Source organism: Mucilaginibacter sp. KACC 22063, assembly GCF_028736115.1.
Taxonomy (GTDB): Bacteria; Bacteroidota; Bacteroidia; order Sphingobacteriales; family Sphingobacteriaceae; genus Mucilaginibacter.
Genome location: NZ_CP117877.1, coordinates 994682 through 1009799, shown reverse-complemented (window position 1 = coordinate 1009799; position 15118 = coordinate 994682). Strand labels below are relative to the sequence as shown.

General features: G+C 41.8%; 20 protein-coding genes. 5 read left to right on the top strand and 15 right to left on the bottom strand.

What is annotated here, in order from left to right; all coding sequences use genetic code 11:
* Positions 1-114 precede the first annotated feature (114 nt).
* The 3 genes from PQ461_RS04440 to PQ461_RS04430 all read right to left on the bottom strand — a co-directional run bounded on the left by PQ461_RS04440 (position 115) and on the right by PQ461_RS04430 (position 2837).
* Positions 115-666 (bottom strand): type 1 glutamine amidotransferase domain-containing protein, encoded by a 552-nt coding sequence (locus PQ461_RS04440; RefSeq protein ID WP_274208440.1) that lies wholly within the window; start codon positions 664-666, stop codon positions 115-117.
* Positions 667-737: 71 nt separating this feature from the next.
* On the bottom strand, positions 738-1646 hold the full coding sequence (locus tag PQ461_RS04435; protein WP_274208439.1) for a LysR substrate-binding domain-containing protein: 909 nt from the start codon (positions 1644-1646) through the stop codon (positions 738-740).
* 183 nt (positions 1647-1829) lie between these two features.
* Complete coding sequence (locus PQ461_RS04430; protein ID WP_274208437.1) at positions 1830-2837, bottom strand: aspartate-semialdehyde dehydrogenase; 1008 nt, start codon at positions 2835-2837, stop codon at positions 1830-1832.
* Between the two features lie 166 nt (positions 2838-3003).
* Here PQ461_RS04430 and PQ461_RS04425 point away from each other — a divergent pair, with 166 nt between their 5' ends.
* From PQ461_RS04425 to PQ461_RS04405, 5 genes are all read left to right on the top strand, one after another.
* Positions 3004-3954, top strand: a complete 951-nt coding sequence (locus tag PQ461_RS04425; protein WP_274208436.1) for an NAD-dependent epimerase/dehydratase family protein — start codon at positions 3004-3006, stop codon at positions 3952-3954.
* 138 nt (positions 3955-4092) lie between these two features.
* Entirely contained in the window at positions 4093-4818 is a 726-nt protein-coding gene (locus tag PQ461_RS04420; protein ID WP_274208435.1) for a YebC/PmpR family DNA-binding transcriptional regulator, read from the top strand.
* A gap of 124 nt (positions 4819-4942) precedes the next feature.
* Positions 4943-5158 carry a DUF2442 domain-containing protein gene (locus PQ461_RS04415; protein ID WP_274208434.1) on the top strand — a complete coding sequence of 72 codons (216 nt, stop codon included), beginning with the start codon at positions 4943-4945 and terminating at the stop codon, positions 5156-5158.
* Positions 5159-5221: 63 nt separating this feature from the next.
* Entirely contained in the window at positions 5222-6256 is a 1035-nt protein-coding gene (locus tag PQ461_RS04410) for a hypothetical protein (protein ID WP_274208433.1), read from the top strand.
* 63 nt (positions 6257-6319) lie between these two features.
* Positions 6320-7072, top strand: a complete 753-nt coding sequence (locus PQ461_RS04405; RefSeq protein WP_274208432.1) for a peptidase associated/transthyretin-like domain-containing protein — start codon at positions 6320-6322, stop codon at positions 7070-7072.
* Here PQ461_RS04405 and PQ461_RS04400 read toward each other — a convergent pair.
* From PQ461_RS04400 to PQ461_RS04345, 12 genes are all read right to left on the bottom strand, one after another.
* Positions 7069-7848, bottom strand: coding sequence for a metallophosphoesterase family protein (locus PQ461_RS04400; protein WP_274208431.1), 780 nt, complete (start codon positions 7846-7848; stop codon positions 7069-7071). The genes PQ461_RS04405 and PQ461_RS04400 overlap by 4 nt on opposite strands.
* 111 nt (positions 7849-7959) lie before the next feature.
* Positions 7960-8787: an OmpA/MotB family protein gene (locus PQ461_RS04395; RefSeq protein WP_274208430.1), complete on the bottom strand. Its 828-nt coding sequence runs from the start codon at positions 8785-8787 to the stop codon at positions 7960-7962.
* Positions 8788-8800: 13 nt separating this feature from the next.
* Positions 8801-9463, bottom strand: coding sequence for a DUF2461 domain-containing protein (locus PQ461_RS04390; RefSeq protein WP_274208429.1), 663 nt, complete (start codon positions 9461-9463; stop codon positions 8801-8803).
* Complete coding sequence (locus tag PQ461_RS04385) at positions 9441-9848, bottom strand: DUF983 domain-containing protein (protein ID WP_274208428.1); 408 nt, start codon at positions 9846-9848, stop codon at positions 9441-9443. The genes PQ461_RS04390 and PQ461_RS04385 overlap by 23 nt, the downstream gene beginning before the upstream one ends.
* 34 nt (positions 9849-9882) lie before the next feature.
* Positions 9883-10158 carry a hypothetical protein gene (locus tag PQ461_RS04380; RefSeq protein WP_274208427.1) on the bottom strand — a complete coding sequence of 92 codons (276 nt, stop codon included), beginning with the start codon at positions 10156-10158 and terminating at the stop codon, positions 9883-9885.
* A 12-nt stretch (positions 10159-10170) separates the two neighbouring features.
* On the bottom strand, positions 10171-10743 hold the full coding sequence (locus tag PQ461_RS04375; RefSeq protein WP_274208426.1) for a DUF420 domain-containing protein: 573 nt from the start codon (positions 10741-10743) through the stop codon (positions 10171-10173).
* Between the two features lies 1 nt (position 10744).
* Positions 10745-11446, bottom strand: coding sequence for an SCO family protein (locus PQ461_RS04370; protein ID WP_274208425.1), 702 nt, complete (start codon positions 11444-11446; stop codon positions 10745-10747).
* Complete coding sequence (locus PQ461_RS04365; protein ID WP_274208424.1) at positions 11446-11793, bottom strand: cytochrome C oxidase subunit IV family protein; 348 nt, start codon at positions 11791-11793, stop codon at positions 11446-11448. Before PQ461_RS04365 ends, PQ461_RS04370 begins: the two co-directional genes overlap by 1 nt.
* Before the next feature lie 22 nt (positions 11794-11815).
* The gene (locus PQ461_RS04360; RefSeq protein ID WP_274208423.1) at positions 11816-12526 is read right to left on the bottom strand and encodes a cytochrome c oxidase subunit 3; all 711 of its coding nucleotides are present in this window, start codon (positions 12524-12526) and stop codon (positions 11816-11818) included.
* 22 nt (positions 12527-12548) lie between these two features.
* A complete protein-coding gene (locus PQ461_RS04355; RefSeq protein WP_274208422.1) occupies positions 12549-13133 on the bottom strand; it encodes a cytochrome c oxidase subunit 3 in 585 nt (194 codons plus the stop codon).
* Positions 13130-13993, bottom strand: a complete 864-nt coding sequence (gene cyoE, locus PQ461_RS04350; RefSeq protein WP_274208421.1) for a heme o synthase — start codon at positions 13991-13993, stop codon at positions 13130-13132. Before cyoE ends, PQ461_RS04355 begins: the two co-directional genes overlap by 4 nt.
* Positions 13983-15050, bottom strand: a complete 1068-nt coding sequence (locus PQ461_RS04345; protein WP_274208420.1) for a COX15/CtaA family protein — start codon at positions 15048-15050, stop codon at positions 13983-13985. The genes cyoE and PQ461_RS04345 overlap by 11 nt, the downstream gene beginning before the upstream one ends.
* Positions 15051-15118 lie beyond the last annotated feature (68 nt).

Below are 15118 nucleotides of genomic sequence, written 5' to 3'. Positions count from 1 at the left end.
AGATAGGAAGGAAGAAGAATATCGAACACCGAATATTAAATCATGAACATCGAATATTAATTACTCCAAAGTTCTTAATTGGAAATTCAGTGTTCGATATTTTTAGTGGGGCAATTACTCAGCATGCACACCCTCTGCAATTTCTTCAATCATTTTCTGATTAAAGGCAGGGATATCATCCGGTTTGCGGCTTGTTACCAAACCATTATCTGTAACCACTTCCTGATCAACCCAGTTTGCACCTGCGTTTACCAGATCGGTATGTAATGATGGGAAAGATGTTAAAGTGCGGCCTTTGATCAAACCTGTTTCAATCAGCATTTGCGGGCCGTGGCAAATAGCCGCCACCGGTTTGCCTTCTTCTAAAAATGTGGCTACAAATGATACTGCTTCTTTATCCTGGCGCAATTTATCAGGGTTTAATACACCGCCCGGTAACATCAATGCATCATAATCATCAGGGTTAACATCGCTTAGTTGTTTATCAACGGTGATCTCAATGCCCCAGTGATCTTTATCCCATGCTTTAATGCTGCCTGTTTTAGGCGAAATAACATGTACTGTTGCACCAGCTTCTTCCAGCGCTTTTTTTGGCTCGGTTAATTCAACCTGCTCAAATCCTTCTTCGGTAAGTATTGCTACTTTCTTGTTCTCTAAACGTGCCATTGTATTAGCTTTTAACTGTTAATTATCTGTTTAACTTGATAATTAAACTACAGCACCAACTGGCTAATGTTTTAGATTTTTGAAGCTTTTTGATAATCCAGCGCATAGTCAATAAAATTGCTGGTAAGGCCGTAATCTTCTGTGCCTTTGCGGCGAATGAAATAGAAATCGCGGGTAATTTTTAGGCCTTCTACAGGCACCTCAACCAAATCACCTTCTGCAAGCTGCCGGGTGATAGAAGGCCTTGGCATAAAGCCCAGGCATTGGTCGGCTAACAGAAAGTTCTTTAATGCCTCTGTACCACCTAAGCGTATTTTGATAGATAGATCGGCAGGCATAATATGATGGCCAGCCAATGCTTTCAGTAAAGCGTTAAGCGTTCCGGAGCCGCGCTCGCGTAGCGCTAATGGCGTTTTTTGCAGTTGCTTCAATGTAAGCTGTTTACCAGCCAGCGGACTGTTAGACGAACATACCGGTATTACCTCATCACTCATAAAAGGATAATAAGAAACTGTAGTCAGCTTGTTATCAACCTCTATGATACCCAAATCAACCTCGTGCGTAAGCAATGCATTTAGCACATACTCCGAATTGCGGTTAACCAGTTGCACATCTACATGCTGGTACTTTTGCTGAAATCCTGACAATATGCGTGGCAATATATACAAGGCGATGGTGGTACTGGCCCCTAAACGCAAACTGCCCGAAGCATGAGAAAGGTTGCTTAATACAGACAGATCGTATTCTATTTTACGTTCGATCTCCGTTGCCTGTAACAGATATTCGTATAACTTTTTCCCGGCATCGGTAAGTATAATGCTGTTGCCCTTACGTTCAAACAGCGGCAATTTATACTGATCTTCCATAGCCTTGACATGCTTGCTGATAGCAGGCTGCGTAACAAAAAGCACTTGCGCTGCTTTTGAAAAGCTCAGGTTGGCAGCTACTTCCAGAAATACACGGTGACTGAAGGAGATCATTTACAAACGTGTTATATTCAAAACGTCATTGCAATTCACAAAGCAATCACAAATTTACAGATATATTCTGCTTATAAGAGATTGCTTCGTACCTCGCAATGACGTTACTTATTTTTTTATTTATTCTAAGTCCGAAATCGAAACTCCGATTCTTCGACAAGCTCAGAATGGCAATACGCTCAACTACGCTTCTACAGTCTGCCCAACCAAGTGGTTAGCCACCAGGTATTCTGCAATTTGCACAGCATTAGTAGCCGCACCTTTACGCAGGTTATCAGATACGATCCATGCGTTTAAAGTATTAGGCTGGCTTTCATCGCGGCGAAGCCGTCCAACAAAAACTTCGTCTTTATCGTGTGCATCAAGCGGCATCGGATATTTTAAATTAGCAACATCGTCAACCACAACCACTCCCGGAGCTTTGCTTAAAATATCACGTAGTTCCGCAAGGTCAAAATCCTGCTCAAACTCAATATTTACTGATTCTGAATGGCCGCCCATTACCGGGATACGTACCGTAGTAGCCGTAACACGGATGTTGTCGTCACCCATAATTTTGTTGGTTTCCTTCACCATCTTCATCTCTTCTTTAGTATAGCCGTTCTCGGTAAATACGTCGATTTGTGGCAATACGTTCAAGTCAATTTGATATGGATATGCTTTAGGCCCTTCAATGCCTTTACGTTCGTTAAATAACTGGTCAACCGCTTTTACACCAGTACCAGTTACCGACTGGTAAGTTGATACTACCACACGTTTGATTTTATAACGATCATGCAGTGGTTTTAAAGCAACCACCATTTGTATAGTAGAACAGTTAGGATTGGCAATAATTTTATCCTCTGGAGTTAATACATTCGCATTCACTTCGGGCACAACCAGCTTTTTAGTTGGGTCCATACGCCATGCCGATGAATTATCAATAACGGTTGTACCTACCTCAGCAAATTTAGGGGCCTGCTCTAAAGAAGTGCTTCCGCCGGCAGAGAAAATAGCAATATCAGGCTTTTGCTTAATCGCGTCCTCAACAGAAACAATCTTATATTGCTTACCCTTATAAGTAACTTCTTTACCTACACTTTTTTCTGAAGCAACCGGAATCAATTCTGTAACTGGGAAGTTGCGTTCTGATAGAACCTGCAACATTTTGGTGCCTACTAATCCTGTAGCACCTACAACTGCGACTTTCATTTTTAAATTATTTTTAAATAAAACCTGAATTCCAAAGATGCAAAATTTCATTGAAAATCACGACTATATAAGTAGGTAATCAAGCCATTATAGCTCGATATGAAAATTTCAAACGCATATTCAGCTTTTGCACTTAATTTTTAAATTTGCACCATCAACATATTGCATGGGCAAAAATATTTTAGTGATAGGCGCTAACGGCCAGATCGGTACTGAACTGGTTATGGCATTAAGGGATATTCACGGAGCAGAACAAGTTATTGCTTCGGATATTAATAACGCAACAGAAGCCATCAGGGATTCAGGTCCGTTCGAGATAGTGAACGTACTTGACCCGGCAAACCTGCGCCAGGTCTTCGAAAAATATCAGCCCGACCAGGTTTACCTTTTAGCTGCCATCCTATCGGCAGTAGGCGAGCAAAAACCAAAACTTGCCTGGGACCTGAACATGAACGGACTTATTTCCGTACTCGACCTCGCAGTTGAATTTAAAACAAGCAAAGTTTTCTGGCCAAGCTCTATTGCTGTGTTCGGCCCGCACTCGCCGCAGCAAAATACGCCTCAGTATTGTGTAATGGACCCTAACACGGTTTATGGTTTTAGTAAACTGGCAGGCGAACGCTGGTGCGAATATTATCATGCAAAACACGGCCTTGATGTGCGCAGCATACGTTACCCGGGGCTGATCAGCTGGAAAGCTGCACCCGGCGGTGGTACTACCGACTATGCGGTACATATATTCCACGAGGCTTTGAAGCATAAAACCTACACGAGTTTCTTATCGGCACAAACCGCATTGCCAATGATGTATATGGATGATGCTATACGTGCAACCCTTAGCCTGATGGATGCTCCTGCCGAAAATATTACCATCCGCTCCAGCTATAACCTGGGTGGTATCAGTTTCACTCCTGAACAACTGGCGGCAGAAATAAAAAAACATATCCCTGAATTTACGATTAACTACAGCGATAACGACCCGCGGCAGGCCATTGCCGATAGCTGGCCTAAATCAATAGATGACAGCTACGCTCAAAAAGACTGGAATTGGCAGCTGGAATACAATCTTGAAAAAATGGTTGATGCCATGCTGAACAATTTAGCCGTTCTGAAGTAGTTATTTGCGATTAAGTTATTGACTTATAAAATACACTGAGTAATATTGTAGTCCGGTTTATTAGCAGGCTTAGTAAGCCTGTTTTTATTGTTGAACCGGTATAATCATCAATAATCAGTGTTATCACGATAAATTACTATGGGAAGAGCATTTGAATTCCGTAAAGAAAGAAAGTTTAAGCGCTGGGCTAAAATGGCCGTACAATTCACCCGCTTAGGGAAAGAGATTGTAATGGCTGTTAAAGACGGCGGGCCAAATCCTGAAGCTAACTCGCGCCTGCGTACGGCTATGCAAAACGCCAAAGCGGTAAACATGCCTAAAGACCGTGTTGAAGCTGCCATTAAGCGTGCATCAAGCAAGGACGAAAAGGATTACGAAGAACTGGTATACGAAGGTTATGCGCCGCATGGTGTAGCCATATTGGTTGAAACTGCTACAGATAACACCAACCGTACAGTGGCCAACGTGCGCAGCTACTTTACAAAAGTTGGCGGCACATTAGGTAAAACAGGTTCGCTTGATTTTATTTTCAGCCGTAAATCAATCTTCCGTTTTGATCCGGGTGAACGTGATCTGGAAGAACTGGAGTTTGAATTGATAGACGCCGGTTTGGAAGATCTTTTTTTAGAAAGCGACGAGGAAGGAAAAGACGTTGCAGTTATTCACGCCGCATTTGAGGATTTCGGCAAAATGCAGAAAACTCTTGAAGAGATGGGTATCGAAGTAAAATCAGCAAAATTGGAGCGTATCCCGCTTTCAACTGTTGATGTAACTGAAGAGCAGGCTGCAGATGCCCTTAAGCTAATTGATAGACTGGAGGAGGACGATGACGTTCAGGCAGTTTATCATAACATGGCGGAGTAAGCACCCGAACAAGAATTAAGCAGGAGTCAAGATAAACGATAGATTGTCATTGCTGGCGAAGCGTGGCAATCTTTTCTTATTCGGATCAAATCCGAAATTTTGTAAATCCGAAACCCGAAATCAAATGCCACTATTTACCTCACGTAAGCAACAGCAAAACATTAAGGTCTCCTTTCAGGATGATATGCTGCTTGTTGAGCATCCGGATAGTAAACAGCAGGTATTTCCGCTCGCATTCTTTCCTGCACTACGCGATGCGAATGAAGATGAGCGTAATGACTGGACGCAAACCGCAAATGGCATCCGGTGGAACAAACTTGGGTTTGATTTGTCAATTTAGTTAATTTGCCATTATTGAACAGTATTAGCAAATTGAAGTATTAGCTAATCAACTGATTGCCTCATGACTTTCGAAGAGTTTTTAAAAAAGAAAAAGATTAGCCTTGATGCCCTTTCAAAAGGCGACAGCGGCCTTTTTGCCGAATTTAAAGAACATTACGAGTTAATGGGCGAAAAAAGCTTTGACCATACCAAAAAATACTGGTTCAATAGCCTTAGGCGTTTATACCCACTTCCGCCTGAAGTTAAAGCTGAAAAAGTGGTTATAGAAAATCAATTGGCAGAACAAGCCGTTGCCGAATCATTAGCCGACCCTATTTTAGATAAAGAAAAGAAAGCCGGGTTTACATCCCGTTTTCGTGCAGGCGCAACAATTGCCAAGCCGCAAGCAGAAACACCAAAAGAAGAAATTACTGCTCCTGAAGAGAAGCCAGTAAATGATACTCCGCCTACTGCTGCACCTAAAGGGTTTACTCCGCGATTTAAAGCCGGAGTTACTTCATCAAAAAAAGAAGAAACTGCAAAAACAGAGGAAAAGCCTGCAGAAGAGCCGACAGCTGAAAAACCTACCGAAGCACCAAAAGCACCCACTGGTTTTAAGCCCAGGTTTAAGGCTGGCGTTACAAAATCGCCAAACGTTCCTCCGCATGAGTTAGGTATAAAAGACAGCGCTACAGTTACACCCGATGTAAACCAGGCAGCAACTGAACAAGCAGATATCTTGAAACAGAATCCTGATGCAGACATTAACCAGGTAAAACCTGAATTTGAAAAAGAGAAAGAACAAACACAGGAAGATGTTGGCAGCCCCGAGCGTACAGATCAGCATTTTACACCACAAGAGATTGTTGAAAGTAAAAAGCAAGATAAGAGTAGAGAAGAGGAAGGCCTCCCTGCTCCTGCCAAATTAGGTTTCAAGCCGAGGTTCAAAGCAGGTGTTACCACTACTAAAAAAGACGAGCAAGAACCTATTGAAAACAAACAGGAATCTTCTTCAGGTAACGCTCCGGAAGCCAAAGATAGAGACCAATCATCACCAGAACCACCTGTTGCACCTAAGCTTGGTTTTAAGCCTCGGTTTAAGCCGCCGCAGTCCTAACTACCTGATTGTTAATATTTGTTAAATCCGTTACAGTTAACTTTCATATGCCTATTTTAGGTCATGAAACTGACCTCCATCACTTTATTTCTGGTACTACCTTTACAGCTATTTGCGCAAAGGTTTAGTGCTGTTGTTGTGAATTCTGCAACTAAACTGCCCGTACCGGAAGCACTGGTTGTTTATCCCAACTCGGCAAGATATACTGATGTTAACGGCAGGTTTTCTATATCAAATATTCATAAGGGAGACACAGCGGTAATATCGCATGATGGCTATAAATCCTACAAGCTTGCATTCAGCAGCATGCTACCTGACACAATAAGACTCCAGCCGCTATCAGTGGTATTGAACGAAGTCACGGTAAAAGCAACGCGTAATTATGCCGCAGATTCCATCAGCAACCGTAAGGCTTTTGCGCGTGTTTTTAATTACCGGGGCAGTACAGTAAGCGACATGTTTATACCGAAGGCTAGTACTAAGTACATCCCGTATAATTATGCAAATACATTTAACAATACCACAGCGTTGGCAAGTATAAATTTATTGCAGGTGGCAAGCCTATTATCGAGTAAAAAGCAAAATACTACGCACCTGCAAAAAGTGCTGCTTAAAAATGAGGAAACCGACTATGTAGACCACCTGTTTACAAAGCAGCGGATTACATTCCTTGTTCCACTTAAAGGTGATTCTCTGCAACAATTTATGGACAGGTATCGCCCTACTTACAAAAACATTAAAAAGATGAACGAGTACGATCTTAACACATACATCAAATCTTCGTACGCAATATTTAAGAAACAGCCGAAGAACTAATCAACACGCAGGTCTTTAGGCATGCGGCCGGTTAACAGGAACTGTGCCCAGTTGTTATTACCATTGCTGCGAGCTACGGATGATGCACGGTTCCAATCATACGCTACGTTTATCTGCTCGATGTTGACATGTTCGCCATCTACTTTTACAATAGCATACTTTGCATGCGGCGTCATAGATTCCATGGCAAAACGGTACTGGTATTTTTCAGAACCCAAATAGGCTGGCAGGCCTACGCTTCCGGGGTTAAGGATTATTTTATTGTTGGTAAGATATACAAGCCTGTTTACATGCGAGTGCCCACATAAGATGATGCGCTCTTTAATACTTTTCGTTTTCTCTATCAGGTCATCGTCATTGTAAACAAACACACCTTTATCATTTACCAGCTCAAGTAAATATTCGTTGTCGCTTTCGGGTGTGCCGTGGCATGCGAAAAAAACATCATCTATGGTAGTAGTATTGGGCAAGGTTTTAAGCCATTCGATACTGCGGGCTTGCAATTCGCCTTTTACACGCTCCATTTCCGGCTTATGCGACTTCATGCCGTCGCGTTCAAGGCTTTCTAAAATGGCACGGTCTGTATTACCGCTAATGCAGATCATCGGGTTTTCACGAATGATCTCCGCAACGCCTTCCGGTTCCATAGGACCGTAAAAATGGTCGCCCAGGTTAATAATAGTTTCAATCTCCCTTGTCTTGATATCCTTCATTACCGCAAGCAGCGCCTGCAGATTACCGTGGATATCAGATATAATGGCATACGTTTTTTTCATGGTCTAAGTATTGTTGTCATTGCGAGCGTCAGCGTGGCAATCGCACACCTTAGGTTTATTACTTGAGATTGCCACGTCGCCTTAAAGGCTCCTCGCAATGACATTTAATTATTACTTAGTAATCAAATTATACAACTCGTCTAACTTAGGTGTTAACACAATTTCGATACGCCTGTTTTTGGCCAGCGCATCAGGTGTAGTACCCGGATCAATTGGCTGAAACTGTCCTTTACCTGTTGCCGTTAAACGTTTCGGATCCACATTTTCAGTCTCGGTTAAATAACGTGTTACCGATGTAGCACGTAAAACGCTCAGGTCCCAGTTATCTTTGATCTGGCCTAAATTAATTACCTTTTTAGTGTCTGTATGTCCTTCTACGGCAATGTTAATGTCAGGCTCTTTATTTAATACCAAAGCCAGTTGTTTTAAGGCTGCTTTACCTTTGTCGTCAATATTGATACTGCCGGAAGGGAAAAGCAGTTTATCCGCAAGCGACACATATACTTTACCATTTCTGATATCTACCGTTAAGCCACTTTGCTGAAAGCCCAACAAAGCCTGCTGCAATTTTGCCTTTAAAGCGTTTGTTGCCTCGTCACGGCGTTTCAATATATCTTCCACTTCTTTTAAGCGGGCTTCGCGTTTCTGCAGATCGCTTGAAAGTTCGCTTACGCGCGAGTTAGTTTTATCCAGTTTTTTATTAGCCTGGGCATAGTTATCATTCAGGGCATTGTATTGTCCCTTCAGATCGGCTATTGCGCGGTGAATACGTGCCGTATCTGCTTGCAGCTGCGCAACCTGCGCCTCTAAGCTGGTAGTACGGGTTGATAAAGAATCTCGTTCTGCAACAAGCGCATTATAGGCCTTGTTTGATAATACTTTACATGAACTAACGCCTGCAATTAATAACACGGCGACGATCAGATATTTGATTTTCATTTGGAATTAGTAATTAAGCAATAGCGTTGTTAAGAAATACGTTCAGCGGGTATATTTTAGCAAGGATGCCAGCCACTGTTTTGTGGCTATCTGCTTTAAGCAGATCAGCATCTTTAAGATCGCGCATGGCCACAAAGTCTTTCAGTTTTAGCAATGCGATATCTTCATGATCACCGCTGTAGCCTTTAGGCAGTACTTTAAGGCTGTTTCCGTTTCTGAAATCACCGAACAGTTTTACAAATGCCTTATCATCCACAATCCCTTTCAACTCGGCACCATTGTAGTCAATCTCTTGCCTTATGGCTTTAATATGTTCGGGCAATGGCTGCCAGTAACCGCCTCCGGCAAAAGAGCCACCATCAGGTTTAATATGCACATAGTAACCGGTGGTATCTGTACTGGCACCTACGGGTGAAAGGCCAATACCGAAATGATCTTTATAAGGTGTTTTGTCTTTGCTGAAACGGATATCGCGGTAAATGCGCTTAACTGCCTTTTTAGGATCAATAGCTGTAACACCCGCATCGGTTTTGCCAAGCTCATTGATCATAGCGGCTGTAAATTCAATTACATTTTCACGGGCCTGTTCATATCGCTGTTTGTTATCCTGAAACCAATCGCGGTTATTATTCAGGGTAACATCTTTAATAAAATCAAGAGTGTGTTGGACTATCATCGGTATCCAGATGTGGCTGATAATGTACTTTTGGCGAGAGCCAATATAACAATATAATACGTGAGTATCGGTAATTAAAGGGGGCCAGTAAAAAGCATCCGCCTAAAATAACGATCAGATAAAGCCAGGGTGAAGTAGTGTTGCCTGTTAAAATATAGGTAGCCAATCCTAACGTAACCGACTCGGCAACGTTAAGCGCATAACTTACATACATGGCTGCATAAAAATAGCCCGGCTCAATTTCAAAATGAAAGCCGCAATGTGGGCAGCTATCATTCATTTTATTGGTACCTATGCCATATACCTGACCGACAAACATTCTGCCACGGCGACAACGCGGGCACTTGCCTTGTACTAATGCTTTAAATTGAGGCGTTTGTGCCATAAGATAAGTATTGTTTGCAGCTCACGCTGCTTCATTAATTCAGGTGTATCTTTTCGTTGCGCATATTCAGCTCAACGTCTTTACGGCGGTATTTTTTATACCAGATGTATCCGCCAACTGCTACTGCCAGGTACGGGGCAGCCAATAAAAACAGAATGCCGTTATTAAGGCCATTCGTTTTGTTTTCATTGCTTTTTGAGTTAGCATCAACGGTTGCAGTACACATGGCACATTGCGCTTTTGCCTGCTTAACCTGTAACAGGCTTAAACCTACAAACAGCAAAACAATAAATAATTTCAGGTGCTTCATGATACAAATTACTTAAAAATTATAGTAAGGCGAAATTAGCAGATACACAATAACGCCGGTCACAGTAACGTAAAACCATATAGGGAACGTCCATCTTACCAATTTCTTATGCTTGGCTACCTGCATTTGTAAGCCACGGTAAAAACTAAGTAGTATTAAAGGTAAAACACCTGCGGCAAGTATAATGTGCGAGGTGAGTATAATTAAATAAATAGTACGCACATTGCCTACCGCAGCCAATTCCATTGCAGATAATTTACCGTTGTGGTCAAGGTCACCATAAATGGTTTCAGGAGCTATCCAGTGAAAGAAGATATAAGAAACCAGGAACAGTGCAGACAAACAAAACGTTAAAATATTTATCCGCTTGTGCATAGTGACATTCCCTTTACGGATGAAGTAAAGCGAAATCAAAAGCAATACGCTACAAGTTCCGTTAAGGATGGCGTTAAGCTTCGGAAAAAAGTAAATAAACGAAGGTATAGCAGCTGGTGCCGGAATGATATGCCGGTTAAGTAATACCACTACCGCAAATACAAATATCGAAATGGCTGCTACCAGCCTGAAAATGAGTTTATCGTTCATGTTATAATTCAGGGGCTTTAATTTTTCTCAGTTCTTCGGCTATCTGAACTTTTATCTCATCATTCAGGCGGGTCATGTCTGCAACTGACGAGCCCGAATAATATCCTCTTATCCGCTTTTCCTGATCTATCAATACCAGCTTATCATCAAGCACAAATTGATTGTTACCCATGTGCACTGCATTAAGCATGAAACCTTTAGAGGCCAGATTGTAAATGGTTGAAGTATCCCCGGTTAAAAACTGCCATTTGGCCGTTGATGCAAATTTGCCGGCATAAGCTTTTAGCACTGCAGGTGAATCGCGCTCCGGATCAATGGTAATGGACACAAAGTGAACCATCCGGTTTTTAGCATAGCCTTTTACAAGCGTATCCAGGTTAGCATTCACTTTACTGCAAAGGTCAGGACAGTGCGAATAGAAAAATCCTGCTACAAAAATGGTATTGTCGAAACTTTTAAGCGTAACTTCCTTACCATCCTGATCAGTCAGTTTAAAATCTGGAATCTTGTGATATATGGTATCAGGAATGTACTTACCATGAAACTTGTGTCCGGTTTGAGCTACCACTTTAGGCCCGAAAAAGGGCAATGGTTTGTACCTGTTTTTACCGCCTACGGTAAGTAAATAATATAAAAATCCCGGTACTGCTAATATGAGTACCAGGATCAAAATTTTTTTTATAATGCTTGTAGCTTTGCTCATTAGATTATTCTCAGATCAACCCAGTGGTGGCTCTCATTAGTAAGCACCAGGATCAAGCCGACAATAAAAATCACGGGAACTACAATTGAATATACTAAACCTACTTTTTCGAACTTTAAGTGCATAAAGTAAGCTACGATATAAAATGCCTTAGCTAAAGTTAAAACGATATATATAGGGTTAGCTACATGTAATGGAATTACGTTATGTGGTACCAGTACTAAAGCTACCATAAATTCTACAGCGGTAATCAGCGTTAAAATTAACGCTACCTGCCATATTTTTTTCTTGGTCATTGAAGCATGTTCTTCGCCATGTTCATGAGCGTGTGTCGGTTCTGCTGACATATATATTTAATCAGTTATAAGGTTAAACTAAATAGAAGAAGGTAAATACGAATACCCATACAAGGTCTACAAAGTGCCAGTAAAGGCCTACTTTTTCAACCATCAGATAGCTGCCACGTTTCTCATAAGTACCTTTAAGTACGTTTACAAGAATAATGATATTGATGATCACACCACTGAATACGTGGAAACCGTGGAAACCTGTAATGGTAAAGAACAGGTTGGCAAACTGTTGTGTATAAGTAGCTGATACTTCTTTACCATGGAAATATTCACCAAGTTCTTTAGGGATACTTCCCCACCAGAAACCTTCGCTGTGTAAGTGCGTCCACTCTAAAGCCTGGCAACCCAGGAACATGAAACCGCCAATAACAGTAGCAACAAGCCAGCCAGCTACAGCCTTTCTATCGCCTCGATGGCCTGCTTCAACACCAAGCACCATAGTTACAGAGCTGGCAATGAGGATAAATGTCATGATACCTACAAACACCAGTGGCGCACCATGTGAAATAGATGTACCTGGTACTGATTGGAAAATCAGATCAGCCGCCGGCCATACGTTTGAGCTAAAACGTAATGCGCCATAAGCAATTAATAATGACGAAAAGGTAAATGCGTCAGATAGCAGGAAAAACCACATCATTATTTTACCATATTCAACCGAAAATGGTGAACGGCCTCCGGCCCAAGGCGTGGTTTTTACTTCGTCAATTTGTGTTACTGCTGTACTCATGTGTACTAATTAGAGATTGTTATTAACGTTGGTTCAAAAGTAAAAAAACATAGAGATAAATCCATATAATATCGACAAAATGCCAAAATATAGAAGAGATATCCATACTATATACATTCATTACCTGCGGTGTGCTTCTGTAGCTTTTGCGCAGGCTGTTTATCAATAACACCAAACCCGCAAAAATGTGTAGCAAATGTGCGCCTGTCATTACATAAACAAAGCTGATAGAAGCGTTAGGGTTAATCAAAAATGCCCTCATGTCTACCAATTGTCCCCATGCAAACACCTGCAATACAAAAAATATAACGCCTAAAATCATGGTTGCCCATAAAAAAGCGCGTTGTTTTGTAAACTGTAATCCCTTAGCGGCTTTAGTAGCCATAAACATGGTTGCGCTGCTAAGCAGGATAACTGCTGTGCTGTAAATAAACAGGTTTGGTAATTGTATATTTAATTCGTGTCCCTTGCCCATACCGGTGTATACAATGAAACCACTGGTAAAAGCCATAAAAAGCATAAACGATGTGAACAGGAATATCCACAGGTTAAACTTTTTAGGTGCAAGGTTAAGTCTTTCTTTTTCTTGTTGTAATTGCGCCATCATTTCACTTTTCCGATAAAATCAAACAAAAACATTAACTGCACTATCGGCAGGTATAAAAACGAGCCAAACATTAGCTGGCGTGCGGCAGGTATTTCGCGTGTACGCATCAGGTTAAATGCCTGGAATAAGAACAACAGACTGCAAACCAATGATACACCACCCACATAGTAGCCGCCGTAATGATAAATAGTTGGCAACAGGCTAACCGGTAATAATATTAATGTACATACAAAGGTAACAATTGCACTTATTAAATCACGTTTTCCGGTAGGTAAAAGCCTGAAACCCGCTAACTTATAATCATCATCAAGCACCCAGGCTATTGCCCAGAAATGCGGCAGCTGCCACATAAATTGTATCCCGAATAAGATCAAAGCAATTTCATCTATACGCGGGTGTGCTGCCACATAACCAATTAATGGTGGCAATGCGCCAGGTATTGCCCCTACTAAAACGGCTATAGGCGATTTACGCTTCAGCGGCGTATATGCAAAGGCATAAAGTATAATAGAGAATACGGAGAGGAAACCTGTAAGCAGGTTAAGCTTGCCTAACAGATAGGTACCGCATATTCCCATAAACAGGCCAATTACCAGCGCCTGTCCGCTCGTCATGCGACCTGATGGTAAAGGCCGGTCTGATGTACGTTTCATCATACGGTCCAAATCGCGCTCTATAATCTCGTTAAATGTATTTGCAGCCCCGGTAACCAGAAAACCACCGATGATCAGCATCACCCAGTTAATCCAGTTGATGCTGCCGTTTACCTTGCTGCCTATTAAAAAAGAGATAGAGGCAGACAGTACCACCATGAAGTTAAGCCTGAGTTTAACCAGTTGTACAAAATCCTTAAACTTCAAAACTCGAGCCCTCCTTTAATGTAAACGAACGATGGATATTAAGCAGCAGGTAAAACTGTGCACCGAACACCAGGCTTGCAATTAAGATATGCGCCCCCTGTGCTATCGGCGGTAAAGCCCAATAGGTTAAAACAATACCTGTAACTATTTGCAGCATAATCATCAGGAACGTAAAACTCATTAATTGTTGCTGCTTTGAGTGCCTGTCGTAATTCTTACGGATCAAACCATACAACATTACGTTAAGCACTACCACTGCTATAGCCAGCGTACGGTGTATATCTAATGATACGCCAGCGTTATTGATCCAGTCTTCACGATAACCTTGTAGGCGATTAGCTGCTGCATCTACATTTTCCCGTACTTCGGTACCAATGACAATCTGGATAATACTTACAATCAGTGATAGCAGCGTGAGTACATTGATGATGCCTTTCGGCTTAGCCGGTAACCTGCCAAACGTAAGTGCCAGGTGATAGGTATACATACTGATGGCCAATATGGCTAATGCAACGAGCATATGCACGGTAACAACCCAACTTGTTAAATTAGTTGATACCACTAAAGAACCTAACCATGCCTGATAAACGATCAGCAGTAAATTGAATATACTTAAGATCGGGATACGCCTAACATCGCTCCAATAGCTGAATGAAAACCATACGGCGAGTAGCATAAGTATTCCTGATACCACTCCAACCAGCCTGTTAATATATTCAGTCCAGGTGTTTACGGCATTAAAATCCTCAGCAACCAAAATGGATTTGTCTTCGCGTATGCGTTGCGCTTCGGCATGGTAGCCTAAAGCATCAAGTGTTTTGGCAAAGCGTTGGTTCTTTTTAATACGTCTCTCTACGTATTTCTGCTTGAAATCTTTAGGCAGTTGAGAAGCATCGGTTGGTGGTATATACCTGCCAAAACACTTAGGCCAATCGGGGCATCCCATTCCGGATCCCGAACTGCGCACTACGCCTCCGGCTAATATGACAAGAAAAAGCGAAATAATGGCAAGGCGGTTGATTCTTTTAAAAGTTTTCCGTTGCGACAATTTGCTCATTAACTTATTTTAAAAACTTAGGGTATCCGTCCGGTAAATGTTTACGGAGCAGATACCCTAATTATATT